General features: G+C 38.9%; 22 protein-coding genes and 1 other RNA gene. 12 read left to right on the top strand and 11 right to left on the bottom strand.

Going from position 1 to position 25,428, the window contains the following annotated elements; translation table 11 throughout:
- Positions 1-8 precede the first annotated feature (8 nt).
- Entirely contained in the window at positions 9-824 is an 816-nt protein-coding gene (locus FGM01_RS07885) for a 2,3,4,5-tetrahydropyridine-2,6-dicarboxylate N-succinyltransferase (protein ID WP_143411056.1), read from the bottom strand.
- Between the two features lie 86 nt (positions 825-910).
- Between FGM01_RS07885 and ruvX the strand changes: the two genes are divergently transcribed.
- The 3 genes from ruvX to FGM01_RS07870 all read left to right on the top strand — a co-directional run bounded on the left by ruvX (position 911) and on the right by FGM01_RS07870 (position 2,512).
- The gene (gene ruvX, locus FGM01_RS07880; RefSeq protein WP_143410636.1) at positions 911-1,318 is read left to right on the top strand and encodes a Holliday junction resolvase RuvX; all 408 of its coding nucleotides are present in this window, start codon (positions 911-913) and stop codon (positions 1,316-1,318) included.
- A 108-nt stretch (positions 1,319-1,426) separates the two neighbouring features.
- On the top strand, positions 1,427-2,017 hold the full coding sequence (gene def, locus FGM01_RS07875) for a peptide deformylase (protein WP_143410634.1): 591 nt from the start codon (positions 1,427-1,429) through the stop codon (positions 2,015-2,017).
- 57 nt (positions 2,018-2,074) lie between these two features.
- Positions 2,075-2,512, top strand: a complete 438-nt coding sequence (locus FGM01_RS07870; protein WP_143410633.1) for a DUF5606 family protein — start codon at positions 2,075-2,077, stop codon at positions 2,510-2,512.
- A gap of 472 nt (positions 2,513-2,984) precedes the next feature.
- On the opposite strand, the gene FGM01_RS07865 is transcribed toward FGM01_RS07870, so the two are convergent.
- Together FGM01_RS07865 and smpB are read right to left on the bottom strand one after the other, a co-directional pair.
- The gene (locus FGM01_RS07865) at positions 2,985-5,450 is read right to left on the bottom strand and encodes a DUF5686 and carboxypeptidase regulatory-like domain-containing protein (RefSeq protein ID WP_143410631.1); all 2,466 of its coding nucleotides are present in this window, start codon (positions 5,448-5,450) and stop codon (positions 2,985-2,987) included.
- 43 nt (positions 5,451-5,493) lie between these two features.
- The gene (smpB, locus tag FGM01_RS07860; protein WP_143410629.1) at positions 5,494-5,949 is read right to left on the bottom strand and encodes an SsrA-binding protein SmpB; all 456 of its coding nucleotides are present in this window, start codon (positions 5,947-5,949) and stop codon (positions 5,494-5,496) included.
- Between the two features lie 114 nt (positions 5,950-6,063).
- Between smpB and FGM01_RS07855 the strand changes: the two genes are divergently transcribed.
- The gene (locus FGM01_RS07855) at positions 6,064-6,810 is read left to right on the top strand and encodes a DUF6503 family protein (RefSeq protein ID WP_143410627.1); all 747 of its coding nucleotides are present in this window, start codon (positions 6,064-6,066) and stop codon (positions 6,808-6,810) included.
- A 13-nt stretch (positions 6,811-6,823) separates the two neighbouring features.
- Here the strand turns inward: FGM01_RS07855 and FGM01_RS07850 are convergent, their stop codons facing one another.
- Both FGM01_RS07850 and FGM01_RS07845 read right to left on the bottom strand, forming a co-directional pair.
- Positions 6,824-7,348, bottom strand: a complete 525-nt coding sequence (locus FGM01_RS07850; protein ID WP_143410626.1) for a SixA phosphatase family protein — start codon at positions 7,346-7,348, stop codon at positions 6,824-6,826.
- Between the two features lie 38 nt (positions 7,349-7,386).
- The gene (locus FGM01_RS07845) at positions 7,387-8,487 is read right to left on the bottom strand and encodes an esterase-like activity of phytase family protein (RefSeq protein ID WP_143410624.1); all 1,101 of its coding nucleotides are present in this window, start codon (positions 8,485-8,487) and stop codon (positions 7,387-7,389) included.
- 120 nt (positions 8,488-8,607) lie between these two features.
- Here FGM01_RS07845 and FGM01_RS07840 point away from each other — a divergent pair, with 120 nt between their 5' ends.
- Together FGM01_RS07840 and FGM01_RS07835 are read left to right on the top strand one after the other, a co-directional pair.
- Entirely contained in the window at positions 8,608-8,793 is a 186-nt protein-coding gene (locus FGM01_RS07840) for a CsbD family protein (RefSeq protein ID WP_143410623.1), read from the top strand.
- A 103-nt stretch (positions 8,794-8,896) separates the two neighbouring features.
- Positions 8,897-10,120 carry a Kelch repeat-containing protein gene (locus tag FGM01_RS07835; protein WP_143410621.1) on the top strand — a complete coding sequence of 408 codons (1,224 nt, stop codon included), beginning with the start codon at positions 8,897-8,899 and terminating at the stop codon, positions 10,118-10,120.
- Between the two features lie 49 nt (positions 10,121-10,169).
- Here FGM01_RS07835 and clpB read toward each other — a convergent pair whose 3' ends face one another.
- Positions 10,170-12,776 carry an ATP-dependent chaperone ClpB gene (clpB, locus tag FGM01_RS07830; protein ID WP_143410620.1) on the bottom strand — a complete coding sequence of 869 codons (2,607 nt, stop codon included), beginning with the start codon at positions 12,774-12,776 and terminating at the stop codon, positions 10,170-10,172.
- Positions 12,777-12,955: 179 nt separating this feature from the next.
- Between clpB and ytxJ the strand changes: the two genes are divergently transcribed.
- Positions 12,956-13,354 carry a bacillithiol system redox-active protein YtxJ gene (gene ytxJ, locus FGM01_RS07825; RefSeq protein WP_143410618.1) on the top strand — a complete coding sequence of 133 codons (399 nt, stop codon included), beginning with the start codon at positions 12,956-12,958 and terminating at the stop codon, positions 13,352-13,354.
- A gap of 127 nt (positions 13,355-13,481) precedes the next feature.
- Here the strand turns inward: ytxJ and fahA are convergent, their stop codons facing one another.
- On the bottom strand, positions 13,482-14,771 hold the full coding sequence (fahA, locus tag FGM01_RS07820) for a fumarylacetoacetase (protein ID WP_143410616.1): 1,290 nt from the start codon (positions 14,769-14,771) through the stop codon (positions 13,482-13,484).
- A gap of 109 nt (positions 14,772-14,880) precedes the next feature.
- Between fahA and glyA the strand changes: the two genes are divergently transcribed.
- Complete coding sequence (glyA, locus tag FGM01_RS07815) at positions 14,881-16,155, top strand: serine hydroxymethyltransferase (protein ID WP_143410614.1); 1,275 nt, start codon at positions 14,881-14,883, stop codon at positions 16,153-16,155.
- Positions 16,156-16,242: 87 nt separating this feature from the next.
- On the opposite strand, the gene FGM01_RS07810 is transcribed toward glyA, so the two are convergent.
- Both FGM01_RS07810 and FGM01_RS07805 read right to left on the bottom strand, forming a co-directional pair.
- A complete protein-coding gene (locus tag FGM01_RS07810) occupies positions 16,243-16,647 on the bottom strand; it encodes an acyl-CoA thioesterase (RefSeq protein WP_143410613.1) in 405 nt (134 codons plus the stop codon).
- The gene (locus FGM01_RS07805; RefSeq protein ID WP_143410612.1) at positions 16,647-17,702 is read right to left on the bottom strand and encodes a glutaminyl-peptide cyclotransferase; all 1,056 of its coding nucleotides are present in this window, start codon (positions 17,700-17,702) and stop codon (positions 16,647-16,649) included. The genes FGM01_RS07810 and FGM01_RS07805 overlap by 1 nt, the downstream gene beginning before the upstream one ends.
- Before the next feature lie 87 nt (positions 17,703-17,789).
- Between FGM01_RS07805 and ffs the strand changes: the two genes are divergently transcribed.
- From ffs to fsa, 3 genes are all read left to right on the top strand, one after another.
- Positions 17,790-17,888: signal recognition particle sRNA small type (gene ffs, locus FGM01_RS07800), an RNA gene on the top strand.
- A gap of 43 nt (positions 17,889-17,931) precedes the next feature.
- Positions 17,932-18,753 carry an SDR family oxidoreductase gene (locus FGM01_RS07795; RefSeq protein WP_143410611.1) on the top strand — a complete coding sequence of 274 codons (822 nt, stop codon included), beginning with the start codon at positions 17,932-17,934 and terminating at the stop codon, positions 18,751-18,753.
- Positions 18,754-18,806: 53 nt separating this feature from the next.
- Positions 18,807-19,463: a fructose-6-phosphate aldolase gene (gene fsa / locus FGM01_RS07790; RefSeq protein ID WP_143410610.1), complete on the top strand. Its 657-nt coding sequence runs from the start codon at positions 18,807-18,809 to the stop codon at positions 19,461-19,463.
- A 52-nt stretch (positions 19,464-19,515) separates the two neighbouring features.
- Here fsa and FGM01_RS07785 read toward each other — a convergent pair whose 3' ends face one another.
- Positions 19,516-20,928, bottom strand: coding sequence for a TlpA family protein disulfide reductase (locus FGM01_RS07785; RefSeq protein WP_143410609.1), 1,413 nt, complete (start codon positions 20,926-20,928; stop codon positions 19,516-19,518).
- 170 nt (positions 20,929-21,098) lie between these two features.
- On the opposite strand from FGM01_RS07785, the gene FGM01_RS07780 reads away from it, so the two are divergent.
- Positions 21,099-22,724, top strand: coding sequence for an ABC-F family ATP-binding cassette domain-containing protein (locus tag FGM01_RS07780; protein ID WP_143410608.1), 1,626 nt, complete (start codon positions 21,099-21,101; stop codon positions 22,722-22,724).
- Positions 22,725-22,790: 66 nt separating this feature from the next.
- Here the strand turns inward: FGM01_RS07780 and FGM01_RS07775 are convergent, their stop codons facing one another.
- Positions 22,791-25,154 carry a TonB-dependent receptor gene (locus tag FGM01_RS07775; protein WP_143410607.1) on the bottom strand — a complete coding sequence of 788 codons (2,364 nt, stop codon included), beginning with the start codon at positions 25,152-25,154 and terminating at the stop codon, positions 22,791-22,793.
- Positions 25,155-25,428: the final 274 nt, after the last annotated feature.

Below are 25,428 nucleotides of genomic sequence, written 5' to 3'. Positions count from 1 at the left end.
TTTAGAATCTAAACTGCCACGTTATATTCACGTAGGGCATCATTTAGGGAAGTTTTTTTATTGGTGCTTTCCTTTCTTTTTCCAATGATAAGAGCACAGGGTACCTGGTATTCACCCGCCGGGAATTTTTTGGTATAACTTCCCGGGATCACCACAGATCTTGCGGGTACATATCCTTTGAATTCTTTTGGCTCTTCACCGGTCACATCGATGATCTTGGTGGAAGCGGTTAGCACTACATTGGCACCTAGAACAGCTTCTTTTTCGATCCTGATCCCTTCAACTACAATACTTCTTGATCCTAAAAAGGCATTATCTTCCACGATCACGGGCGCAGCCTGAAGTGGTTCTAGAACACCACCAATTCCAACTCCACCACTAAGATGTACATTCTTACCAATTTGAGCGCAGCTTCCAACAGTAGCCCACGTGTCTACCATCGTCCCTTCATCTACGTATGCTCCAATATTTACGTAACTCGGCATCATAATTACTCCTGGAGAAATATAGGCCCCGTGTCGCGCTACGGCATTAGGTACCACACGAATTCCTTTCTCCTTATATCCTTTTTTCAAAGGGATCTTATCGTGATATTCAAAAATTCCGGCTTCCAGGGTTTCCATTTTCTGAATAGGGAAATAAAGTACAACGCCTTTCTTTACCCATTCATTTACCTGCCATCCATCAGCGGTTGGTTCAGCTACGCGCAATTCTCCCTTGTCTAAAAGTTCAACAACTTTTCTAATTGCCTCTATGGTTTCTTTATTTGAAAGCAGGTCTCTGTTCTCCCAGGCCTCTTCGATTTTTGCTTTTAACTGGTCCATCATCAAATTTTTTTCAAATATAACAGCTATAAGGCAATATTTATGGACAAACGAATATAAACCTTACCTTTGCCTAAATTTTTGAAATGCCCAGAATTTTAGCCCTGGATTACGGAACAAAGAGAACGGGAATAGCCGTTACCGATGAATTGAAGATGATCGCTTCTGGTCTTACTACGGTTCAAACTCCTGAACTTTTAAAATTCCTTGAAGACTATTTCAAAAATGAGAAAGTGGAACGGGTTTTGGTCGGTGAACCAAAGCAGATGGATGATACACCTTCTCAAAGTGAAGTTCATATTCAGGAATTCTTAAAGAAATTTTCTGAAAAATTCCCTGAGATGCCTTTAGAAAGAGTCGACGAACGCTTTACCAGTAAAATGGCCATGCAGAGCATGATCGATGGAGGATTGAAGAAGAAAAAACGCCGCAATAAGGCCCTGGTTGATGAAATTAGTGCGACCATCATCCTGCAAACCTGGCTTTATGAATAAGGTCAAATGTTTAAGGACTAAGGTTTAAATGCCTAACAGTATTATTAATAGATTTTAAATTAAAAAGAAGCTTAGAGCTTAAGGCTTAAAGCTGAAAACTTTAAAGAAATGATTTTACCAATTGTAGCATACGGAGATCCGGTATTAAAAAAGAAAGCTAAAGATATCGATAAGGATTATCCGAAACTTGAGGAATTGATCAACAATATGTGGGATACCATGTATAATGCCTACGGGGTTGGTCTTGCCGCTCCACAGGTAGGACTTCCTATCAGGATTTTTATGATAGATCCCGCTCCCTTCGCTGAAGATGAAGAATTAGACGAAGCAGAACAGGAAGCACTAAAGGATATGCGTAAGGTCTTCATTAATCCCCAGATCATTGAAGAGTCTGGCGAAGAATGGGCTTTTAGTGAAGGCTGTTTAAGTATTCCTGAAGTTCGTGAAGATGTCTTCAGACAACCGGATATTACGATCGAATATTATGATGAAAATTGGGAAAAGCATACTGAGACCTATTCAGGCCTGGCAGCAAGAGTGATTCAGCATGAATACGATCATATTGAAGGAATTTTGTTCACCGATAAGCTTTCCAGCCTGAAAAAGAGATTGATAAAAAGTAAACTGATGAATATCTCAAAAGGTAAGATTAACGTAGAATATAAAATGCGTTTCCCTAATGCAAAAAAAGCCCGGTAAAGGCTTTGATAATTGAACCTTGGAATTGATATTTGCCAACCTAAATAAAAAAATACTATGGGATTAGATAAAATTCTTGCTATTTCCGGGAAGCCGGGTTTATATGAGCTTACTGCACAAACCAGAGGTGGCTTTGTAGCAAAATCTTTACTGGACGAGAAGAAGATCGCAGTGAACATGCGGCATAATGTAAGTATTTTGAGCGAGATCGCTATTTATACTTATACTGAAGAAATTCCGTTAGGTGAAGTTTTCCAGAAGATCAAGGAGAAAGAGAATGGTGAGGAAGCTATCAGCCATAAAGCGTCTAAGAAAGAGCTTGAAGATTATTTTTCTGAGGTACTTCCAGATTATGATGAGGATAGAGTATATACCAGTGATATGAAGAAGATCTTCCAGTGGTATAATATTTTGATCAATAATGGCTTTACAGATTTCACTGCTGAAGAAGAAAAAGTGGAAAGCCCTGAAAATAAAAAGGACGAAGAGGAATAGAATCTTGATTTGTTACAGAATAAATGAAAAGCTGAAATTTAATATTTCAGCTTTTTTTATACCTGAATATTTCTTTAACCGTCACCCTGCCCCGATGCCTCGGGACTTTCAGGGTCTTTTTTGTTGAGATGCTGAAACAAGTTCAGCATGACGCAAATAAAAAAAAGTTCGTCACCCTGAATTTAGTTCAGGGTCTTTCATAATTCAGGAACAAAGAGATTTCTCAGTCGTTTCACTTCTTCGAAATGACATGTGTAATTTAATTCAGGGTCTATTGTCATCTCGACCGAAGGGAGAGATCTCTGATTCAGTGACGCTACGAAAACAGATTTCTCAATCGTTTCACTTCTTCGAACTGACATATGCAATTTATTTCAGGGTCTGTTGTCATCTCGACCATAGGGAGAGATCTCTGATTTTGGCAAGATTTCTCTGTCGTTTCACTCCTTCGAAATGACAGGTGAAATAATGTCTAGAATTTAAGCCCAAAAATAAAAGCGCCATCCCTTTTTCCTCCAAAGTCCGATACCACATAATCCAGTCTCAGGAACCTGAATTTCCCGAATCCGAGGTTGTCTATTCCCAACGAGTATTCTGAATAAGGATTTCTGTCTTCAGTGATCAACCTGTGTGCTCCAACTACCAGGTTAAAATTCAGTTTATTGATCAGCGGCAATTTTCCCAGTGCCCAGCCCTGGAAATCATGTTCTGCATGTATCTCAGCATAATTCTGGTTGGTGCTGAAGTTGTAATAAGGCATTAAATTGAATTTGCCTACGTAACTTCCAAAACCTATTCTCGTCTGGTTTCCATTGAAATGTTGGTAATCTACCAGGCTGATCTCTTCAGCATTCGAAAAGACGCCTCCGTTTAAGAGATATTGGAATTCACCTTTATTGCCAAGATCCAGACTCTGTCTTATTTCGGCCTTGAATTGGTCAAAATTGTATTTGTTTTCGCTGCCCGCAAATCCTTTTTCCCATCCGAGTCTTAATTTGGGATATTTAGATTCATACACATCATAGCGACCATTAGGATAACTCATATACTTCTGGGCAAAAGTGATATCTGCGGTTAGATTTGTTTTAAATATCGAATGCTCTTCAAAAGGAAGGCTTTCGAAATTTTCTGGTTCCAGTGGATTATTCGAGGTGTATTCACGCTCTTCCCAGTCTATGATAACGTGGTCTGTATGATTGGTAAGGGCTTTCCTGTTCTCCCAGGCGAATTCTCCAGACAAATTGATACCCGGAAAAACATCCTGACCATAGCCGATCTGGGCAAAGCTTTTTTCATAAAGCTTCATATAATTTCGCTCGAAGAAAATTGTGGTGATACTATTTAAAAGAGGAGGAATTGGTTCTTTATCATTGATTTGTTCTGCGCTGGTTCCACCAGAAATGCTAAGTACTGGTTTATTGAAATTGTTGAACTTCTTAAAAAAACCACCTTTAATCCTGAACCTATCTTCACTTAAACCATAATCTATATTTGAAAATAATCGCCAGTAATTCTCCTGATCTTCACCGGTTCTCTGCCTGTAAGATAAGGTCACATCTGTATTCCAACCCTGTACGGTGTTAAAACCAATTCCAGTTACAGGAGCGCTGATACTAAAACTTCGGTGCTTCCAGGAATTTGTATATGAATATCCAAAAAGTACATCGGTAATGCCAAATTTATTGCGGACCGCATCTACAGAGTCCTTATATTTCTTGGTGCTTTTTACTTCCTGGATACTGTCTTTTTTTACATAATCTTCGATCTCCTCGGTAGTTAAGGGCACCGGTCTTTTTTCTTTCCAATACAGTGAATCTTTTTTATTCGCTTGCTCCTGAAAACTCAGGATCTCTCTTCCGAAGCTATTTTTTGTGAATTGCGGGTTGAAATTATAATCGCTGTAGACAGCCGTAAATCTTCCGTCGCCGCCAAAACCAAAGATCTTAAAGCTGAAATCCACGCTTTGCGAGATCTGTATATAAAGCTGGTTCTCTTTAGAATATTTATAATTCTGCCTGAAGACCAATTCTTCAATAGGAGGAACCTGCACGGCTTTTCCGGTGGTGGTGAGTTCTACACCGTAAATTTGCCAGAGGTCTTCCACAATATAGATATATCCTGAAAAAACGCGATCGTTTTCTCGCTTCGGTGTTACTTTGATCTTGTTAATGAGGTTGCCCCAGTCATCAAAAAAAGTTCCTTCGAGTTGATATTTGTAGTAGTTAAAAGCATAATCTGCAATAGGAGAGATCATTTCACTATTGATCTCCAAAGTGTTTTCATAGAAAGAAAAGTAAGCCTCCTGCGCCGAATTCAAACTAAAGCCATTATCATCCCCGCTAACTTTAGATGCGATGATCTTCTCTTTAAAATCATCGGGTTTCTGGTAAGCGATCTCTGAAATGGTTTCACTCAAATAAACAATTCCGCTTCTGGTGGAGTCAAGACCTCCACCAAGATCACCCACGTGCTGGCCTAAAATTTTCTCCGGAGCGTTCTTGATCCTCCAGATTCCGCGAGAATAAAAGTTGGCAGTGAAAGACTCCAGCTTTTCGGCATTTAGTTCTCTTACATCTATAGCATTTCTAATGATCCTGTTGGCGGGATTATCCCCACTTTGTACCGAAACTTCCTCCAGGCTTGTGCTTTCGGGTTTTAAAATAACATCTATTTCAACAGGAAAAGAATTAGCTTCAATTTGCTTTTTAAGCGTTTTGTAGCCCAGGAATTGATAAATCAGAGTGTAATTCCCGGCTTTGTTTATTTTGAGTTCATAGATGCCGTCATCATTGGTAGTGGTACCTTTTGTGCCGGTTTCGGTATAAATATTTACATAGGGTAGGGGATTGCCCTTTTCGTCCTTGACTTCCCCGGTGATCTGAGAAGACATCTGGGAAACTGTAAAAAACAGCATAAGCCCAAGTAGCTTTTTAAGCATGGATTAGATTTTGGGTATTAAGTAAAACTGAAATATCTTAAATTTATTTGTAATCCTTCTTGATTCGGTCAAGACGACGTTTACTTTCCCGGTCTTTGATGGTTTCCCTTTTATCATACAGTTTTTTACCCTTGGCCAGGGCGATCTGTAATTTCGCCAGCCCGCGGTCATTTATGAACAGCCTGAGCGGGATAATGGTCAACCCGGAATTGGTCACTTCTTTCTCCAGTTTCCTTAATTCCCGGCGTTGCATCAAAAGCTTTCGCTCGCTTTTGGGATTATGGTTAAAGTGGCTGGCATGAGAGTATTCTTCAACATGCATATTGATCACAAAAAGTTCGTGATTATTAAATTCACAAAAACTTTCCGCAATATTAGCTTTTCCTTCCCGTATGGCTTTAATCTCTGTTCCGGCTAATTTGATACCTGCGGTATATTTATCCAGGAACTCATAATTGAACTTCGCTTTACGGTTCTTTATGTTGATAGAATTCTTCATATTGCCACAAAAATACAAGCTTTAAGCTAATTTCATACTAAAGCAATTTTAAAATTCGGCGAATATGGATACTAATCAAATATTCCTATTTTTGCGCCACTCAAATTGCCTCCTATGAAAAATGTTTTTATGGTCCTGATGATTCTTTTCACCGCCTCTTGTGCCGAGAAAAAAGATGCACTTACCGCAAACGAGATCGTGGATAAAGCAATTAAGAATGCCGGTGGAGAAAGATACAGGAATGCCGAAATAGAATTCATTTTCAGAAACCTTGAATACAAGAGCAAGAGAGAAGGAGGGAAATTCAACCTTCAGAGAAAAATGACCGATTCCACCGGAAATGAGATTCTTGATATTTTAGATAATAATGGGTTTCAAAGATTGGTTAATGATTCCTTAGTAGAAGTAGCCGACTCAATGAAAGTGGCTTATGGGAATTCAGTGAATTCGGTGCATTATTTTGTGCAATTACCGTTCGGCCTGAATGCAGAAGCAGTTCAGAAGGAATTATTAGGGAAAGATACTATTGCCGGAAGAGAATATTACGAAATTAAGGTAACCTTTACCGAAAACGGAGGAGGTACAGATCATGAGGATGAATACCTGTACTGGATAGATACCCAGAACTTCGAAGTGGATTACCTGGCTTATAATTTTGAAGAAAACGGTGGAGGGGTTAGGTTCAGGAAGGCTTTTAATCACCGGATTATCGAAGGGATCCGTTTTGTAGATTATGAAAATTACCAGTACAAGGATATATATATCCCTTTAGAAGACCTGGACAGCCTTTTCGAAAAGCGAGAGCTGGATCTGCTTTCAGTTATCGAAACCAAAGAAATAAAGGTCACACCCGGTTCCTAAAATAAAGAGGAGATTAATTGATGTATAAAACCTGGCTATGGCTGCTGCCATCTGCCATGACCTGAACGATAAAAAGTGCACCGTTCTCTGAATCATCAAGGTCTGCATATTTCTTTTCCCCTAAAATAGCATTCACAAACTGTGGCGTGGTATTGCTGTGACCCACTACAAGCACAGTTTTTCCTTTTGTATCGTTCTCGAATGATTCTTCAAATAATTTACCCGCGTCATATTTCAGGATTTCGAGTTGGTTATGGTCTGCCAGAGGTTTGGCAGTTTGTAGCGTACGCTTGTAATCTGTGCTGTAGATGGCATCAAAATCGACACTTTTGAGAACTTCGGCCCACTTTTTAGCTCTTGCCAGTCCTTCCCTTTTAAGATCAGGATTTCTGTTTGAGGAATCGGTTCTGTCCTTTTCCGCATGTCGAATAAGATAATAAGTACTCACAGGTTCCTGTTGGTTTTCTGTATTTTTCACTTCAGAAGGGTTGGAAATACCTAAAATTAATGAAAAGAAAATTGCGATGATATTTGGCATAATAAGAGTTTTAATATTCTAAGATTCTAATTCTGAAATTATTGCTGTTTGAATTCTATTTGCATCAGGATAAACTGATTGATCTGCTCAGCATAGCTATTAAAATTATTGTCTGATACTAATATAAGAGATTGCTTTCCATTTTCCAGCAGAGGCCCCAGGCATAAACCTTCGAGGTTATCGATAATATTTTTCGTCAATTCCTTTTTTACTGAATTGAAATTAAAAAGAAGTTTCTTTTCAGCAATTTTATATTTCTCTCCTGCGAGTTTTTCCAGTTGAAGCGTGTTTGATGCCTTACTTGCATCTGCCTCGAAGATCTTGACCGTATTTCCATGTGAGCCATAACCTGCAGAATAAGATCGTTCCAGGACAAGGAATCTGTCGGGTGCGAATTCCAGGATTTCAGTTAAGCCGTTTACAGCGAAATAATTAATTGGGAATTTGGAAATACCATCCAGTTTATACACGAATTGCTTCATTGCATCTCCGGTATTTTTGTCGTACTTAGTGATCCTTATATGTGCTCTGGAAGGAAATAGCTTAGGTTTTGGGCCATCTTTTTCAAGGGGAAGTTCCGTCGCAACCCAATATCCGCGATTATCGAAACTCTCTGATAAACCTTCGAATACTCCATTATCTCTGGGCTTTTGAACACCTTTTGCCTGAAAATAACCTGGAATCCTGAATGCTGATTTTACTTCCCCCAGGTTGGATACAGTATAAATTCCCGGATCCCTGCCGGCATCAATTTTACCCTCACTGCTTACCAGAAATTCATCCCTGAGAGGATCAAACCTAACCGATTCCAGATCAAAATAGTCCTCACTGAATTTCGGGGTCTTTTTAATGGTGATAAGCTGGTCTATACTAATTGTATCGATAGCATTGTTGCTTATCCCGATACTTGCCATATAAATCCTGGGATTTGAGGCCTGGTCACTTACAAGAAAATACTTTCCGTTTCTATAATCAATTCCAGATAACCCTCCAACAAGTGTGCTTTCTAATTTCGTATTTGATGGTAGAACATACTCATCCAGAAATTGTATTTCAACAGTATCGTTATCAACTTTTCTGGTTACTGCGCAGCTGCTCAAGAGAAAGGGTATAATGACCAGCGTAATAATTTTTCGCATGAGGAATTTATTGGATTCCAAAAATAACAAATTGTTAAGACAATTATAGCACTTTCTTGGGACGCCTCACCGTGAGGTTTAAATACCTTTAGGGAATTAACTGTAAAAAACCAATAAGTTATGAATGAAGATCAAAGAGAAGGAAAGTGGAAACAGATCAAAGGTGAGTTTAAGCAAAAGTATGGCAAACTAACAGACGATGACACCACTTATTCAGAAGGTAAGTTTGATGAAATGCTGGGTCGCATGCAAGAGAAAACCGGAAAGTCTAAAGAAGAGTTGAAAAAGGAAATTGATAAATGGTGATGTAGAAATTATGAAAGAAAATAGGCGGGAGAGAAATCTACCGCCTTTTTTAATTATTGATGCTGGGAATTTTTTATATCTTTCTGAATTATAGATGTAAAACATGAAATTTTTTCAACACAACCGGATCCTTTTTACGTTCATTATTTTAGGTTGTACCACAAATGATAACTCAACTTCGAATTCAATATCAACCAATTCTGCACCAGCAAGCTTCGATCTAAAAGGGATTAGTGATAATCAATCTGAAGTGTCTGTAAATCCTACTTTTTCCTGGACATCTGCTACAGATCCAGATGGTGATGAAGTGACATATGATCTCTATGTTGGTATAATGAATGAAGAACTTCAAAAAATTGCTTCAAATTTAAGTGAAGAGGAATATAAGGTGACAGACAGACTTTTTTTATTAACCAGTTATAAGTGGAAAGTAGTAGCTAAAGATTCTCAGGGCGCTGAAACTACCAGCGACATTATTAACTTCACTACGAGAAATCTAAAGGACGCACAATTAATTAGAGAATCACCTTTCCCGGATAGAGTGACTCATTCAGTTTCAGTTTTTGATAGTAAAATCTGGGTAGCAGGAGGACAAATGCCAGAAAGTGAAAGATTAGGGGAAGAGTGGATAAGGGATGATGTTTGGGTTTCTACAAATGGGACTGAATGGGTAGAGAAAGAAAATTTGCCCATCCCTATGGAATCGCAAATATCAAATGTCTTTCAGGATAAATTGTGGATTATTGGAGAGAAAATTTATAATACAATTGATGGGTTGAGCTGGAATGAGGTGAATACTAATAGTTCTTTTCCAGGTTTTAGTTATATCCATACTTCAGAAGTTTTTAAGGATAAAATGTGGGTAATGGGGTGGACACCTGATGCTGTTTATAATTCCTCTAATGGTATTGCTTGGATGAAGGTTATTGATGGATTGGATTTTTTAAACTTTAGGAGTAAAGCGATTGTATTTAATGATCGGTTATTATTAATAAGTAATACACGACCTCTTACAATAAGGCAAATGGAGGAAAATGGGGAATGGTCTATTCTTGAACATACTACCCCTGTCCCAAGGCATATAGCTGAATTTCTTGTTTTCAATGGTAAAATATGGGGTTTTGGAAAATCCTTTGAACCGGGAAATGAGTCTTTGTATCAAATTTGGACCTCAGAAGATGCAATAACCTGGAATTTGGTTAAAGAAGATCCAAATTTGGATGTATATGGTCCATTGGCAATGCTTGAGGGGAAAATTTATATTATAGGCAGTAGATGGCAATCCAATACTTTTAATTATTCCTCAGAAATCTGGTTAATAGAATAGATAAAGGCGGTAGAGAGATCTACCGCCTTTTTTAATATGCAATATTTAATTATTCATTTTCTGCAAGCTCCTGCTGGTTTCTGAAAACCAGCTCATCATTGAATTCATCAAGTAAGATAATGCTATCTGTACTAATGTTTCCTGCAAGAATTTCTTTAGATAATTTATTTAAAACTTCTCTTTGCACAACCCTTTTCACCGGCCTGGCTCCAAACTGTGGATCGAAACCTTTTGCTGACAGATATTTTATAGCTTCTTCAGTAGCATCCAGCACAATATTTTGATGTGCCAGCATTTTCTTGACACCTTTTAATTGTAAACCTACAATTTCTTTGATGTCCTGCCTGGTCAGCGGACTAAACATCACTATATCATCTATACGGTTAATAAATTCCGGTCTTACATTTTGCTTTAATAATCCAAGCACCTCGGTTTTAGCCGCTTCCATAGCAGTATCTATATCCTTGATATTCTCGAACTTTTCCTGGATAATATGACTTCCCATATTGGAGGTCATGATAATAATGGTGTTCTTAAAATCTGCAAGTCTACCCTTATTATCGGTCAACCTTCCTTCATCCAGTACCTGCAGCAGGATATTAAAAGTATCAGGATGTGCTTTTTCGATCTCATCCAGCAGCACTACTGAGTATGGTTTTCTTCTCACGGCTTCGGTCAACTGGCCACCTTCGTCGTATCCTACATATCCCGGAGGCGCTCCTACAAGACGGCTTACCGAGTGTCTTTCCTGGTATTCGCTCATATCTATCCTGGTCATGGCAGATTCATCATCGAAAAGATATTCTGCCAGGGCCTTGGCTAATTCAGTTTTACCAACCCCGGTGGTTCCAAGGAACAGAAATGAACCTATCGGTCGTTTTTGATCCTGTAATCCTGCACGGCTTCTTCTAACGGCGTCACTAACGGCGATGATTGCCTCATCCTGACCAACCACTCTTTTATGAAGGTCTTTCTCCAGGCGTAGTAACTTTTCCCGGTCGCTCTGCAACATTTTGGTAACAGGTATGCCTGTCCATTTTGCAACTACCTCAGCAATATCTTCATTGGTAACTTCCTCCTGGATCAGCGATTTCTCATTCTGATTTTCGGCTACTTTCTGTTGCAGGTTCTCCAGTTTTTCCTGGGCCTCTTTGATCTTACCGTACCTGATCTCTGCTACCTTGCCGTAATCACCTTCCCGTTCAGCACGTTCAGCTTCCAGTCTGTAATCTTCAATTTCAGACTTTAGATTCTGAATATTATCCACGATCTCTTTCTCGCTCATCCAGCGGGCGTGTAGATCATTCCTTTCTTCTTTAAGATTAGCCAGGTCTGCTCTTAAAGATTTAAGTTTGGCTTCATCTTTTTCCCGCTTAATTGCCTCAATTTCAATTTCAAGTTGCATTATCTTGCGATCTAACACATCCAGTTCTTCCGGTTTGGAATTGATCTCCATACGCAATTTGGAAGCGGCTTCGTCCATAAGGTCAATAGCCTTGTCTGGAAGGAAACGGTTAGTGATATAGCGCTGGGATAATTCTACCGCGGCAATGATCGCTTCATCTTTGATCCTAACTTTATGGTGGGTTTCATATTTCTCCTTAATTCCACGAAGTATCGAGATCGCACTCTCAATATCTGGTTCCTCAACATTTACCTTCTGAAAACGTCGTTCCAGGGCTTTATCCTTTTCAAAATATTTCTGGTATTCATCCAGGGTGGTTGCCCCGATAGCTCTAAGTTCTCCCCGGGCTAAAGCTGGTTTAAGAATATTAGCAGCATCCATTGCTCCCTGGCCTCCACCTGCGCCTACGAGGGTGTGTATCTCGTCAATAAAAAGTACAATATTACCGTCACTGGAAGTTACTTCCTTGATCACTGCTTTTAGACGTTCTTCGAACTCACCTTTATATTTAGCACCCGCAATCAGAGCACCCATATCTAGTGAGAATATTCGTTTATCCTTAAGATTTTCGGGTACATCACCATCTACAATTCTGTGCGCAAGACCCTCTGCAATCGCAGTTTTACCGGTTCCTGGTTCACCTACGAGCATGGGGTTGTTCTTAGTTCTCCTGGAAAGGATCTGAAGAATTCTGCGGATTTCTTCGTCCCTGCCAATAACCGGGTCTAGTTTGCCTTCCTCGGCAAGCTGGTTAAGATTTCGGGAATATTTATCTAAAGAGTTATAGGTTTCTTCAGCACTTTGAGAGGTTACTTTATCGCCCTGACGTAATTCTGAAATTGCAGCTTTTAATCCTTTTTCTGTTGCCCCCTGATCTTTCAGGATCTGGGCTACTTTGCTAGATGATTTGAAAATTGCCAGCACCAAATGTTCAATGGAAACATATTCATCTTCCATTTTCTTGGCGATACTGGATGCCTCATTAACCGTCTTACCTGCCTCTCTGGAGAGCATAATATCACCCCCGCTAACTTTTGGAAAGCTTTCCAGACTTTTATCTAGAATTTGGGAAAACAGGTTTACATTAATGTTCAGTTTCTTCAATAGAAAAGGAGTGGCATTTTCATCAACCATCATGATGGCTTTAAAAATATGCTCATTTTCTATTTGTTGATGGCCCATTTCCTGAGCAAGCTGTTGTGCCTGCTGGATGGCCTCTTGTGATTTTATGGTAAAATTATTGAAATTCATCTCTATGTTTTTTTATGGATTCTATGGCAATAGATATACCATTAAGAATAAATGTCAAAATGACGTGTAATTTTGAATTATTATTGACAAAAAGGCAGTTTCAATGAAAATCCTTAAAATTTAAGCTTTATTTTTCTCTATTAAATTTAGTTAGATTTACTTTTGCCTAAAAAAAACTTATGGGATTATTTGATAAAATTTTCAATTCAGAAAAAGAAGAGAATAAAGAAAAAAAGGGTGGTACTCCCTGGATCGAATTGAATTCTATAAATCAATTAGATGAAATCGAGAAAATTTCTGTGGAGAAGACGGTTGCTATCCTGAAACATTCAACCAGGTGCGGTGTTAGCCGAATGGTATTGAGAATGTTTGAAACAGATTATGATCTGGATGAAAATGAGCCGGTAGAGCTTTATTTTTTAGATCTAATCACTTACCGTGAAATTTCTAACGAAATCGCTTCCAGGTTCAGAGTTCAGCATGAAAGTCCTCAGCTTATAGTTTTAAAGAACAGGGAAGTGGTTCATCATTCTTCTCACCAGGGAATTTCTGCTAATAAATTGAAGGAACTGGTTTAATAGTTTTTGTTGAAGAGAAAAAAGCAATTCCTGAAACTTCTGAAGCTCCGGGAACGTATTATTATAAAAATTAAAAAGCCCTGTTCAAAACAGGGCTTTTTAATGGATGATATTTCTCAATATCAATTTATTTCTTCTTTGGCTGATATACAGGAAGTAATTTAGATCTCACTTCTCCAAAGCCAATTCTGGAATTACCATTCTGGCAAAATCCTCTCATGATCACTGTATCATTATCTTCAATGAACTTCCGTTCAGAGCCGTCTTTTAATTTGATAGGCTTGGTTCCGCTCCAGGTTAGTTCCAGCATAGATCCAAACGAATCCTCAGATGATCCCGAGATCGTTCCCGACGCCATCATATCTCCGGAATTTACCGGACAACCGTTTACGGTATGATGCGCCAATTGCTGACTCATATTCCAGTAAAGATATTTGAAGTTCGATTTAGATAAAGAGTTTTCTTCACCTTCTTCAGGCTGAAGGAAAACTTCTAGATTAATATCGAAACTCTTGTCGCCGGAATATTTTAAATAAGGCAGTAATTCTTTTTCAGGCTTAGGACTCGCTGTTCTAAATGGTTCTAAAGCATCCATAGTTACGATCCAGGGAGAAATAGAAGAGGCGAAATTTTTCGCCAGGAAAGGTCCTAATGGCACATATTCCCATTTCTGAATATCACGTGCGCTCCAATCATTGAAAAGCACCATTCCAAAAATATAATCTTCTGCTTCATCTACCGGAATTGGTTCTCCCAGATGATTCGCATCTGTAGTGATAAAAGCCATTTCAAGCTCAAAATCCACCCTTTGTGAAGGGCCAAACACTGGAGAATCAGAATCTGCAGGCTTAGTTTGTCCCTGAGGTCTGTGTACCGGGATGCCAGATGGGATGATAGAAGAACTTCTTCCATGGTATCCTACCGGGATATGCAGCCAGTTTGGCAAAAGTGCATTATCGGGATCTCTGAACATGGTTCCAATATTGGTGGCATGTTCTTTTGAGGAATAAAAATCGGTATAATCTCCAACCTGAACCGGCATCTGCATCTCAATTTCATCGAGGGTGAAAAGCACGGTATTTCTATGGTCCTGATTATCTTTTAGTTTTGGATTATTCGCATCGAAGATATCGGCAATGCGATTTCGTACGAGTCTCCAGGTTTTCTTTCCGTCAGAAATAAAATCATTTAAGGTATCCTGTAAAAATATATCGTCAGTTAAAGGAATTCCTTCAAAATAGCCCAATTGATGCAGTGCTCCGAGGTCTATCGCATAGTCGCCAATTCTGGTGCCAATCGTGATCACATCATCACGGGTAAGGAAAACTCCAAAGGGAATATTTTGAATAGGAAAATCGGTGTCGCCAGGGATATCCAGCCAGGTTTTTCTTTTTGGATCGTTAGCGGTAATTGGCATAAAAATGTTGGTTTTTTGTTAAAATCTAGTTGACTCAAATATATTATTTTCCTGTAATTAACCGAATGTATTTGTTACTTTTACCGAATATTTAACGTAAAGGATTGTAATGCAACAAGACACAGAAGTATTTGATTTAATAGCTGAAGAAAAAGAGCGCCAATTAAATGGTTTAGAGCTTATTGCAAGTGAAAATTTTGTGAGCGATGCGGTACTTGAAGCGGCCGGATCTGTGCTAACAAATAAATATGCTGAAGGTTACCCCGGAAAACGATATTATGGTGGTTGTGAAGTGGTAGATAAGGTAGAGCAACTTGCGATAGATCGTCTCAAAGAATTGTTCAATGCCGAATATGCCAACGTGCAACCTCATTCAGGTTCTCAGGCTAATACTGCCGTATTTCATGCCTGTATGAAACCGGGTGATAAATTCCTTGGTTTTGACCTATCTCACGGTGGTCATCTTACTCATGGTTCACCGGTAAATTTTTCTGGTAAATTATATGATCCTGTCTTTTATGGGGTCGATAAAGAAACCGGCCTTATTGATTATGATGCGGTTGCAGAGATAGCAAAAAGGGAGAAGCCAAAAATGATCATCGCCGGTGCATCTGCTTATTCCAGAGAGATAGATTATAAAAGATTCAGGGAGATCGCAGATAGCGTTAATGCTATATTATTAGCAGATATCGCTCACCCGGCAGGATTAATTGCCAAAGGATTGATCAGTGATCCCATAGAGCATTGTCATATCGTTACTTCTACCACCCATAAAACATTGCGTGGGCCCAGAGGTGGGATTATTATGATGGGCAGGGATTTTGATAATCCTTTCGGAGAGAAATTAAAGAACGGGAATCTAAAGAAGATGTCTGCTTTATTGAACTCCGGAATTTTCCCAGGAAATCAGGGTGGTCCATTAGAGCATATTATTGCTGCTAAAGCGGTTGCGTTTGGTGAGGCTCTTACCGATGAATTTTTACATTACCAGGTTAGAGTAAAGAAAAATGCTAAGGTACTTGCTAAAGCATTTGTGGAAAAGGATTACCAGGTGATCTCGGGAGGGACAGATAACCACATGATGCTTATCGATTTGAGAAACAAAAATGTTAGCGGGAAAGAGGCTGAAGAAGCTCTGGGAAAAGCAGATATTACCGTGAACAAAAATATGGTGCCATTCGATGATAAATCACCCTTCGTGACTTCAGGAATAAGGATAGGAACCCCGGCAGTCACAACCCGTGGCCTTATGGAAGAGGATATGTCTAAGATCGTTGACCTTATTGACCGTGTGATCAACAATATCGATAATGATTCTGAAATAGAAGAAGTTAAAAAAGAGGTTAATTCCATGATGTATGGAAGGCCACTTTTTAATGCTTAAAAACAAGAATTATAAAATTGAAAAAAGCCATTCGCATGAATGGCTTTTTTGGTTTTAAAATTTATTTAACCCGAAGGATTTTGCAGACTATTGCTGAAACACCTGTTTCATTTCTTCAGAAATCTTAACCGGCTTTTTTGATTTAGCATCCAGTAAACACCAGGTGGTTTTGGCCTCTGCCAGAAGTTTTCCGGTATGGGCATTTTTTATAAATACAAATCTCTGGGAAGTGACGTGGGTCGTCTCGTGCACATATGTTTCCAGGCAAATATGGTCACCCAGAAACGCTTCCATCTTATAGCTTATTTCATGCTTAACTACCACCCAGAGTACATCTTGTTTTTGTTCTTTGGTAGCACGCTTTTCCCAATGCTCTTCGGCTACATCCTGCACCCACTGTACGTACTGAACGTTATTTACATGCTTTTGCTTATCGAGGTGTTTCTTTTCAACAACCAGATGTTTCTGATATATTTCTGGGGTAACCTCCATTATTTCTGTATGATCTTTACCTCGAAAATCTTATCCCAGTTCTTACCGGTTACATAAAGTCTGTCTTCTTCAGGGTTATAGGCAATTCCATTGAGTACGTCCAGTTTATCATGTTGAGTCACCTGATTTCTCAAATCCTTAAAGTTGATCAAACCTTCGATGGCTCCGTTTTCAGGATTTATAATGGCCACACCATCTTTCTGATATGTGTTGGCATAAATCTTTCCATTTACCCATTCCAGTTCATTGAATTTCGTGGAAACAGATTTATGCGTGGTAGGCTGTATATAGGATTGTTCTGCTAAAGTTTCAGGATCCAGGATCCATATTTTTTCTGTCCCGTCACTCTTAAAGATTTTTTCTCCATTGTTACAAAGTCCCCAACCTTCCTTGCTTTGGTTATATCCAAAAGTACCGGTGCGTTCAAATGTTTCCAGGTCATAAATAAAACCCTCGCCTTCCTGCCAGGTAAGCTGGTATAGTTTATCGTCCAGCACGGTAAGGCCTTCTGCAAAATATTGATCGTCTAGTTTTATCTCCTTCAGTACTTCGCCAGATTCAAGATCCAGCTTGCGTAGTTTTGACTCTCCATATTGCCCTATACTCTCGTAAAGAATATCACCATCAAATTCCAATCCCTGGGTGTAAGAAGTGATATCATGGGGGTAAGAATTTATGATCTCATAAGTGTACACGACGGGTGCTTTTGAATTCAGGATCTTAATATCTGTAGTAATGGTATCTGTGACCTCTTCAGTATATACAATTGCCTTAAGAGTATGGTTACCGAGTAAAGCATTTTCCAGATTTAAGCTGAAATCCTTTCCGGTTTTAGAACTTTTTAAATAAAGATCTCCAAAATAAAAAGATACTGAATCTATGCTTCTGTTCTTTTTATTAAGGATGGAGGCCTGAAGCTTATCATCAAGGGAAAATTGAGACTTATTTTCATTTAGCTGAATAGAAAAATCAGATTTTTTACTTCCATTGTTACTTCCGCAGGAAAAAATAAAAAGGCTTAAAATAAAGAGTAACAGTAAGTTGAATTTGTTCATTGTAAAATAGGCTTGAAAACTGAGCTAAATTAACCAATTCGCATTAAAAAAAGCTTGCCTAAATATACAAAGATTGTATATTTGCACCGGCAAGTCCCACACAACCAGCTCCTGCTGAATCCCCCAGGGCGGGAACGCAGCAAGGGTAGGCGGTCGTAGCGGTGTGATGTGGGTCGCTTGCCATTTTTTGTTTCTACCAAGTCCTAAATTTATTGCATATTTGTGCGATATGAAAAACGGGGAATCTTCTAAAAAAGTAGTACTAATTACAGGCGCTTCTTCCGGTATCGGAAAATCTATCGCGACCTATCTCAGCAAACGGAATTTTATTGTCTATGGTACCAGCAGGAAAGTTAAAAATTCTTCTGCCGGAGAGTTTAATTTTATACAATTGGATGTTACTAGCGAACGAAGTATTATCGAGGCTGTAAAATTCGTTTCAGATAAAGAGGGCAGAATAGATATTCTTATTAATAATGCCGGGGTTGGTATAACCGGACCCATTGAAGAAACTCCCCAGGTCGAAATTCAGAAGGCATTTAATACCAATTACTTTGGACCGCTTAATATGATCAAACATGTTTTGCCGGTAATGAGAAACCAAAAAAGTGGTCTAATTATAAATGTGACTTCCATTGCCGGGTATATGGGGCTTCCATATCGCGGGATCTATTCGGCTACCAAAGGGGCTCTTGAGATCACAGCAGAGGCTTACCGAATGGAGATCAAACAGTTCGGAATTAAAATGACCAATGTGGCCCCGGGAGATTTTGCAACTAATATTGCCTCAGGCAGGTATCATGCGCCTGTCACTAAGGGCTCGCCATATGAGACAGTTTATGGGAAAACCCTGGATCTTATGAATGAGCATGTGGATGCGGGCCAGGATCCCGAGTTAATGGCCAGGGAAATCCATAAGATCATCGAAACACCGGAGCCAAATGTGCATTATAAAGTGGGTGAGCGACTGCAGAAACTCTCTGTAAAGTTGAAAAGTTTACTGCCAGATAAACTCTACGAGAAGATGCTTATGAAGCATTATAAATTGTAATTTTATCTCAATCACGAAACATATTTCATTAATATTCAAAATAACACACAACTATGAAATTTTTTATTGATACAGCCAATCTGGATCAGATCAAAGAAGCACAGGATCTTGGAGTGCTGGATGGGGTTACTACCAATCCTTCGTTAATGGCTAAGGAGGGTATTACCGGGAAAGACAATATATTCAAGCATTACAAAAAGATCTGTGACCTGGTAGACGGGGATGTTAGTGCAGAAGTGATCTCTACAGATTTTGACGGGATGGTGAGAGAAGGCGAGGAGCTGGCAGAACTACACGACCAGATCGTTGTTAAGGTTCCAATGATCAAAGAAGGAGTTAAAGCGCTTAAATATTTTAGCGATAAAGGGATAAGAACCAACTGTACGCTTGTGTTTTCAGCAGGACAGGCATTATTGGCGGCCAAAGCAGGAGCAACTTATGTTTCTCCTTTTATAGGCAGGCTTGATGATATCTCTACAGATGGTCTTAACCTGATCGCAGAGATACGGCTTATCTATGATAACTACGGTTTTGAAACAGAAATCCTTGCCGCATCGGTAAGACATACAATGCACGTAATAGAATGTGCTAAGCTTGGTGCCGATGTTATGACCGGACCACTTTCATCTATAGAAGGATTGCTTAAGCATCCTTTAACTGATATTGGTCTGGAAAAGTTTCTTGCAGATTATAAGAAAGGAAATAAATAAGTAAGGATAAAATTAATTGAAGGGAAGGCTATCTTAAAAGATGGCCTTTTTTTTATCGGTTTATGAATTCCAGGATATCCTGTTCAAATTCGGGGCTGCCAAACTGAATATCGCCTCTTTCAATAACCGCATTACTGTTAATGAAAATAACCTTATTGAGGTATTTTCTATAGGTTTCTTTAGAAGGTGCCCGGTTTACAATTTGATATTCATTATCCTTATCGTAACCAAAGGTTTCCAGGGTCCTTAACCATTCTTCCCGTTCACCTAGGTCTATATTCACTCCAAGAAAGTTTAACTCGGGATATTTCTTTTTCAGGTCCTCAATTATCTGATGTTGCCAGCGGTGATGAGCGGGGGCATAAATAGACCAAGCATAGGTGATCGTTGGTTTATTAATAACCTGGTCATAGGTGATGATCTCACCATTTGTGTTTTGCGCCTGAAGATTTTTTAATGAGCTGCCAACAAAATAATTTTTTTGGATCTCAGCTAGTTCTTTTGCATTCTTAAGATTTGAATAATTAATACTTTCCAGAAGGTTTAATATCGAATCCAGCCTACTTTCTCTGTCGGCCATGGTAATCGCCTGGGCAGTTAGTCTTTCAAGAAATTCATTTTTAAGCGTCTTCAGCTCTGTTAGGGAATCTATGAGCAGCATTCTGTGCTTAATATTCCTGAAAGTGTTAATATTTAAGCAATTACGATGATTGCTATGATTTTCCTTGCATTGTTCTATAGATTTTGAGCGCAGGTAATCATCTATTAAATTCGTATAAACATAATAATCCTGCAGATCTTTGTCATTGAAATTAATTTCTGAACGGTAGGCATTAAAATCTTCCGGGATCTCATCAGAAAATTTATTATAATACTTCCTAATCAAAAAAGTATATCGCTCCCTAAGGTCATAATATTCATAGTCTATGCTTGCTCTCGCGATCTTCAAAAATTCTTCAGAAAAATCATTTTTTTCGGTAAGTTCCTCAAGCCTGCGCAGTCTTGTTTCCTTAATAGAATCTGTGATCTTGGCAAATTCCGTAGGCTCAATTTTATAATATGTAAGGATAAGATCGTTGTCGTCCTGGTTCTTTAAGAACATTTCCAGTAAAAAATTACTTTTGCTGGAGCCTTTGCCGCTAAAATTGAGTGATTCGTCAAAAGCCATGGTGTTAAGGTAGATTACTACACTGTCTCCGGGCTCCATATACATGATCTGGCTTTCTGGTGGGTGTTTGAAAGTATATATCCCTCCCTCTAAATTTTCATAGGTTTTGCCAAATTGATTTTTCTCATCGAGCAATAATGTATCTATGATTTTATTTTCTCTTGAAATTACAACGTAATCTGTTTCAGGATTATTTATTTGACCACCAACGTAAATACTATTGTCTTCGGAAGATTTTTTATTGCATCCGGAGAACAGTAGCGCACAGCTAAAGGCGATTAAAAGAAAGTACTTCATTTATAGTAATGGGCAAGGAGGCCATTCGGTTAGCCCCATTTTTTAACAAATATATATCCACCCGTGTGGGCGCTATGTTAAGCGTGCGTTAAAACACATAATTAAAACGTTAATCTTTCTTAGTGAAGACGATTATAACTACTTTTGCAAAAAATTAATTTATTCTGTTTATGCTTTCAGTATCAAACCTTTCTGTACAGTTTGGAAAACGTGTTTTGTTCGATGAGGTGAATACAACCTTTACGCAGGGAAACTGTTATGGAATCATCGGGGCCAATGGTGCCGGTAAATCTACCTTTTTAAAAATCCTTTCAGGGAAATCTGAGCCTACTTCCGGTCACGTGCACCTGGAGCCCGGCAAGCGTATGTCTGTATTAGAGCAGGATCACAACCTTTATGATGAATATACTGTGCTGGAGACAGTACAAAGGGGTAATAAGCCATTGTTCAAGGTTAAAACAGAAATGGATGCATTATATGCAGATTATTCTGACGAGAATGCAGATAAAATTGGAGAATTACAGGTAGAATTTGAAGAAATGGATGGCTGGAACGCAGAAAGTAACGCTGCCTCTATGCTTTCTAATCTAGGCATTAAAACCGAATTGCATTACTCCCAGATGAAAGATCTTGATGGACAGCAAAAGGTACGTGTGCTTCTGGCGCAGGCCCTTTTTGGAAATCCTGATGTGCTGATCATGGATGAGCCTACTAACGATCTGGACTATGAAACCATCACCTGGCTGGAAAATTTCCTTGCTAATTATGATAATACCGTAATTGTTGTATCTCACGACCGTCACTTCCTGGATGCGGTTTGTACGCATATTTCTGATATAGATTTTGGAAAGATCAATCATTTTAGCGGTAACTATACTTTCTGGTATGAATCTTCCCAGTTAGCGGCAAGACAGAGGGCACAACAGAATAAGAAAGCAGAAGAGAAGAAAAAAGAACTTCAGGAGTTTATCCTTCGATTCAGCGCCAACGTAGCAAAGAGTAAACAGGCTACTTCCAGAAAGAAAATGATCGATAAGCTTAATATCAATGAGATCAAGCCTTCGAGCAGAAGATATCCTGCGATCATTTTTGAAAGAGAGCGGGAAGCGGGAGATCAGATCCTGAATGTAGAAAAGCTGGAAGCTAGTATAGAGGGTGAAACACTTTTTAGAAATGTAGATATTAATCTGGCCAAAGGGGATAAAGTGGTTGTATTTTCTAAGGATTCCAGGGCTACCACTGCGTTTTATGAGATCATCAATGGAAAACAAAAACCTGTTAATGGTAAATTTCAATGGGGTGTGACCACTTCACAGTCTTATTTGCCAGCAGATAATTCAGAATACTTTGACAATGACCTTACCCTGGTAGATTGGTTACGTCAATGGGCAACAACAGAAGAGGAGAGAGAAGAAGTTTACATTAGAGGATTCCTTGGAAAAATGCTGTTTAGCGGGGAAGAAGCCTTAAAGACATGTAGAGTGTTGTCTGGAGGAGAGAAAGTTCGTTGTATGTTAAGCAGAATGATGATGATCAGAGCTAATGTTTTGATGCTGGATGAACCAACGAACCACCTGGATCTTGAGTCTATTACTGCATTTAATAATTCTTTGAAAAACTTCAAAGGAACAGTGCTTTTTACTACACACGATCATGAATTCGCTCAAACAGTCGCCAATCGCGTCATTGAGCTAACTCCGGGCGGAGTAATAGACCGTTATTTAAGTTTTGATGAATACATGAGTGATAAGAGCATTAGAGAGCAGAGAGAGAAAATGTATGCGGTAGAGGCATAATTCTTTATTCATAAAATATTAAAAAGCCCCGGCAAGTTGCCGGGGCTTTTTTGGTTAAAATTTCAACTAGAATACTCCGCCGCCACCTTCATCGTCATTTTCACGACTTTTACGTTTTAAAGCTTTGTTCTTTCCGCCACCGAACCTGTAAGAGAAACCAAGATAGACGGTTTGGGTTTCACCTTTGAACCTTCCTCTTTGTTCAATAGGGCGTCCATCTGTAACCCTGAATTCCTGGGTGTCGAAAACATCATTAAAATTCAGGCTTAGGGTTGCCTTATTATCTTCAAGGAAGGAATATCGCGCCCCCAGGTTCATGAAGTAGAGAGGTTTTACATCTAACTGAAGGTCCTGACTTTTACTTCGGTAAAATCCGAAAAGTGAAAAGGTAAGAGATTCAGTCGCTTTAAAATTATGATTGGTTCTAAAGGTGAACGCTTTATTATCTATCTCTATGAACTCAGTTCCCGCAACTCCCTTAAGGGTCTGCCCATATATTTCTAATCCGGTGTTCGTACTCCACCAGTCGGTGAATTTATAGTTGGCAGAAAATTCAGCTCCATAAGAGTCATTAGAATCAAAGTTGTCAAAAGTCAAGAATATAGATCCCGGATCTCCTTCCTGATTGTCGAATACCTGGTTGATCTCATCTACAGTTCTTCTATAGAAAACTCCACTGGTGATACTTCCTTTTTTTCCAAGTTTGCGAGTATAATTAAACTCAATAGAATTGGTAAATTGCGGCAGTAACTCTGGATTTCCTGCAACGGTCAATCTTGGGGAGGCTACTTCACGTATTGGATTTACCTGCCCAAAACCTGGTCTGTCCACTCTTCGGCTAAAGCTCAACTGGTATGAATTCTTTTCACCCGGCGTATAGCTTATAAATCCTGAAGGATACACTGTGAAATAATCGTCTTCGAAAACCAGTTCTCTATTATAAGTTGCGTCTACATTAAAACTTTCAAGTCTTGCTCCAAATTGATAGGACCATTTTTCAAAATTCTGCCCGAAGGTGGTATAAAAACTATAAATATCCCTTTTATACTGGTATTCGCTATTGTCGAAAACAGGCTTGGTGGTCTGATAAGCATTATCTGTGTTCAGAAGTCTTACCTCGGCTCCCATTTCCAGGTTTGAAACGTCACTTAACGGATTCACATAATCGATGTTTCCGGTGAAATTTTCTCGGCTTTCTTCTACGAAGTCTCTATAAGGCACAAGGCCTTGATTAGTTTCTTCGAAATCTATCAGGGTGTTTTCATCTTCAGCAAAGTCATTGAAATCTAACTCGAACTGGATATCATGACCGTCCTTTTCAAAATCATGGTCAAAAAGTAAGTTATAAGATGAATTTCTGTTATCCATGTTCATGTTTAGAAGCTGAGTGATATTCATGCTAGCATCACTTAGATCTCTTACCGCGATAAATCCATCTGGCCCACCTTCAAATAGACTCTGGTTGGTATAAAAAGACAAGGTATTTTTATCATTTAAGTAATAATCTACACCAACTTTGTATAGGTATGATTCTCTTTGGTTATCGACCTTAAAGGTTTGTTCAATGTTCTGCTCAGGAAGAAAAATGGTTCCACCATTCTCTCTGGGGCCAAAATCGGTTCCTAGATTTGTATAGAAATTCAGTTTTCCTGTTCTGTAGTTCATATCCAGGGTCCCGTTAAACCTTGTGTTCTCACCCACGGTAAGTCCTGTGGAAAGATTCCCGTTAAATCCTTTATTCGCATTTTTATGCAATACGATATTTATGATCCCGCTCATTCCTTCCGGATTGTATTTCGCAGATGGATTCGTGATCAATTCTATGCTCTTAATAGAAGTAGAAGGGATCTGCTTCAGCAACTGTGCCGGATCCATATTGGTTGGTTTACCGTCCACCAGGATCCTGACATTAGAGTTTCCGCGAAGAGCAATATTTCCATCCTGGTCTACATTAACAGAAGGAATATTATTCATGATCTCAGAAGCGCTGGCTCCGGTGGTCATAAGATCTTTACCTACATTGATAACCTTGCGGTCTACCCGTTGCTCTATAGTTGTTCTTTCAGCGATAACAACCGTTTCGTCCAGCATGGCGATATCTGGCACCAATTTTATGGTTCCTATTTCAATTTTGGTATTGTTGCGGTCTATATGTATTTCTCTTTGGTAGGTTTTGTAGCCTATAAACTGAATTTTGAAAACATAATCACCAGCTTTAATATCTTTGATCTGGAAGGTGCCATCGTCACTGGAAGTGATCCCGGTAACAAGGTTTCCATCCATGTCGTTAATAATAATAGTAGCAAAAGGGATAGGTTCATTTAATTCTTCATCTATTACAGATCCTGAAATTTTCCCGGTTGGATCTGTAGATGCCATACTGATGAATGTGGTAAAAAGAAATAAAAAGCTAAAAAATAATTGTCTCATTTTTTGATTGATTTTTGATGAATAATGTTATACAAGTTACTTGGTATTGCATAATAGATGGTCACAATACCTCATACTTTAATGACCTTGTACTATAACAACGAATGCCGGAATATTTTGTTACATGATTTTTTTTAAAAAAAAGAACCTGCATCTCCATTCAGAAACGCAGGTTTTAGCAAGATCATTCTTTTTAACACTAACCATCAAAATTAATAAGATGATCTCGCAAAGTCCGGACTTCATCCTAAAGACTGTTCCCGCTTTAGATTGT

The sequence above is a fragment of the Christiangramia sabulilitoris genome, from assembly GCF_007050985.1.
Classification (GTDB): Bacteria; Bacteroidota; Bacteroidia; order Flavobacteriales; family Flavobacteriaceae; genus Christiangramia; species Christiangramia sabulilitoris.
Note: the sequence above shows the minus strand (reverse complement) of the source record. Positions and strands in the feature narration are given on the sequence as shown.

Excerpts from the sequence above, each read along its gene's own strand:
- FGM01_RS07810 (WP_143410613.1), bottom strand. The coding sequence starts at position 16,647 with ATGGAGGTTACCCCAGAAATATATCAGAAACATCTGGTTGTTGAAAAG.
- FGM01_RS07805 (WP_143410612.1), bottom strand. The coding sequence starts at position 17,702 with ATGAACAAATTCAACTTACTGTTACTCTTTATTTTAAGCCTTTTTATT.
- ytxJ (WP_143410618.1), top strand. The coding sequence starts at position 12,956 with ATGGGATTATTTGATAAAATTTTCAATTCAGAAAAAGAAGAGAATAAA.
- FGM01_RS07845 (WP_143410624.1), bottom strand. The coding sequence starts at position 8,487 with ATGCGAAAAATTATTACGCTGGTCATTATACCCTTTCTCTTGAGCAGC.
- FGM01_RS07785 (WP_143410609.1), bottom strand. The coding sequence starts at position 20,928 with ATGAAGTACTTTCTTTTAATCGCCTTTAGCTGTGCGCTACTGTTCTCC.
- ruvX (WP_143410636.1), top strand. The coding sequence starts at position 911 with ATGCCCAGAATTTTAGCCCTGGATTACGGAACAAAGAGAACGGGAATA.
- FGM01_RS07840 (WP_143410623.1), top strand. The coding sequence starts at position 8,608 with ATGAATGAAGATCAAAGAGAAGGAAAGTGGAAACAGATCAAAGGTGAG.
- FGM01_RS07885 (WP_143411056.1), bottom strand. The coding sequence starts at position 824 with ATGGACCAGTTAAAAGCAAAAATCGAAGAGGCCTGGGAGAACAGAGAC.
- clpB (WP_143410620.1), bottom strand. The coding sequence starts at position 12,776 with ATGAATTTCAATAATTTTACCATAAAATCACAAGAGGCCATCCAGCAG.
- glyA (WP_143410614.1), top strand. The coding sequence starts at position 14,881 with ATGCAACAAGACACAGAAGTATTTGATTTAATAGCTGAAGAAAAAGAG.
- FGM01_RS07870 (WP_143410633.1), top strand. The coding sequence starts at position 2,075 with ATGGGATTAGATAAAATTCTTGCTATTTCCGGGAAGCCGGGTTTATAT.
- fahA (WP_143410616.1), bottom strand. The coding sequence starts at position 14,771 with ATGCCAATTACCGCTAACGATCCAAAAAGAAAAACCTGGCTGGATATC.
- smpB (WP_143410629.1), bottom strand. The coding sequence starts at position 5,949 with ATGAAGAATTCTATCAACATAAAGAACCGTAAAGCGAAGTTCAATTAT.
- FGM01_RS07795 (WP_143410611.1), top strand. The coding sequence starts at position 17,932 with ATGAAAAACGGGGAATCTTCTAAAAAAGTAGTACTAATTACAGGCGCT.
- fsa (WP_143410610.1), top strand. The coding sequence starts at position 18,807 with ATGAAATTTTTTATTGATACAGCCAATCTGGATCAGATCAAAGAAGCA.
- FGM01_RS07780 (WP_143410608.1), top strand. The coding sequence starts at position 21,099 with ATGCTTTCAGTATCAAACCTTTCTGTACAGTTTGGAAAACGTGTTTTG.
- FGM01_RS07850 (WP_143410626.1), bottom strand. The coding sequence starts at position 7,348 with ATGCCAAATATCATCGCAATTTTCTTTTCATTAATTTTAGGTATTTCC.
- FGM01_RS07865 (WP_143410631.1), bottom strand. The coding sequence starts at position 5,450 with ATGCTTAAAAAGCTACTTGGGCTTATGCTGTTTTTTACAGTTTCCCAG.
- def (WP_143410634.1), top strand. The coding sequence starts at position 1,427 with ATGATTTTACCAATTGTAGCATACGGAGATCCGGTATTAAAAAAGAAA.
- FGM01_RS07775 (WP_143410607.1), bottom strand. The coding sequence starts at position 25,154 with ATGAGACAATTATTTTTTAGCTTTTTATTTCTTTTTACCACATTCATC.
- FGM01_RS07835 (WP_143410621.1), top strand. The coding sequence starts at position 8,897 with ATGAAATTTTTTCAACACAACCGGATCCTTTTTACGTTCATTATTTTA.
- FGM01_RS07855 (WP_143410627.1), top strand. The coding sequence starts at position 6,064 with ATGAAAAATGTTTTTATGGTCCTGATGATTCTTTTCACCGCCTCTTGT.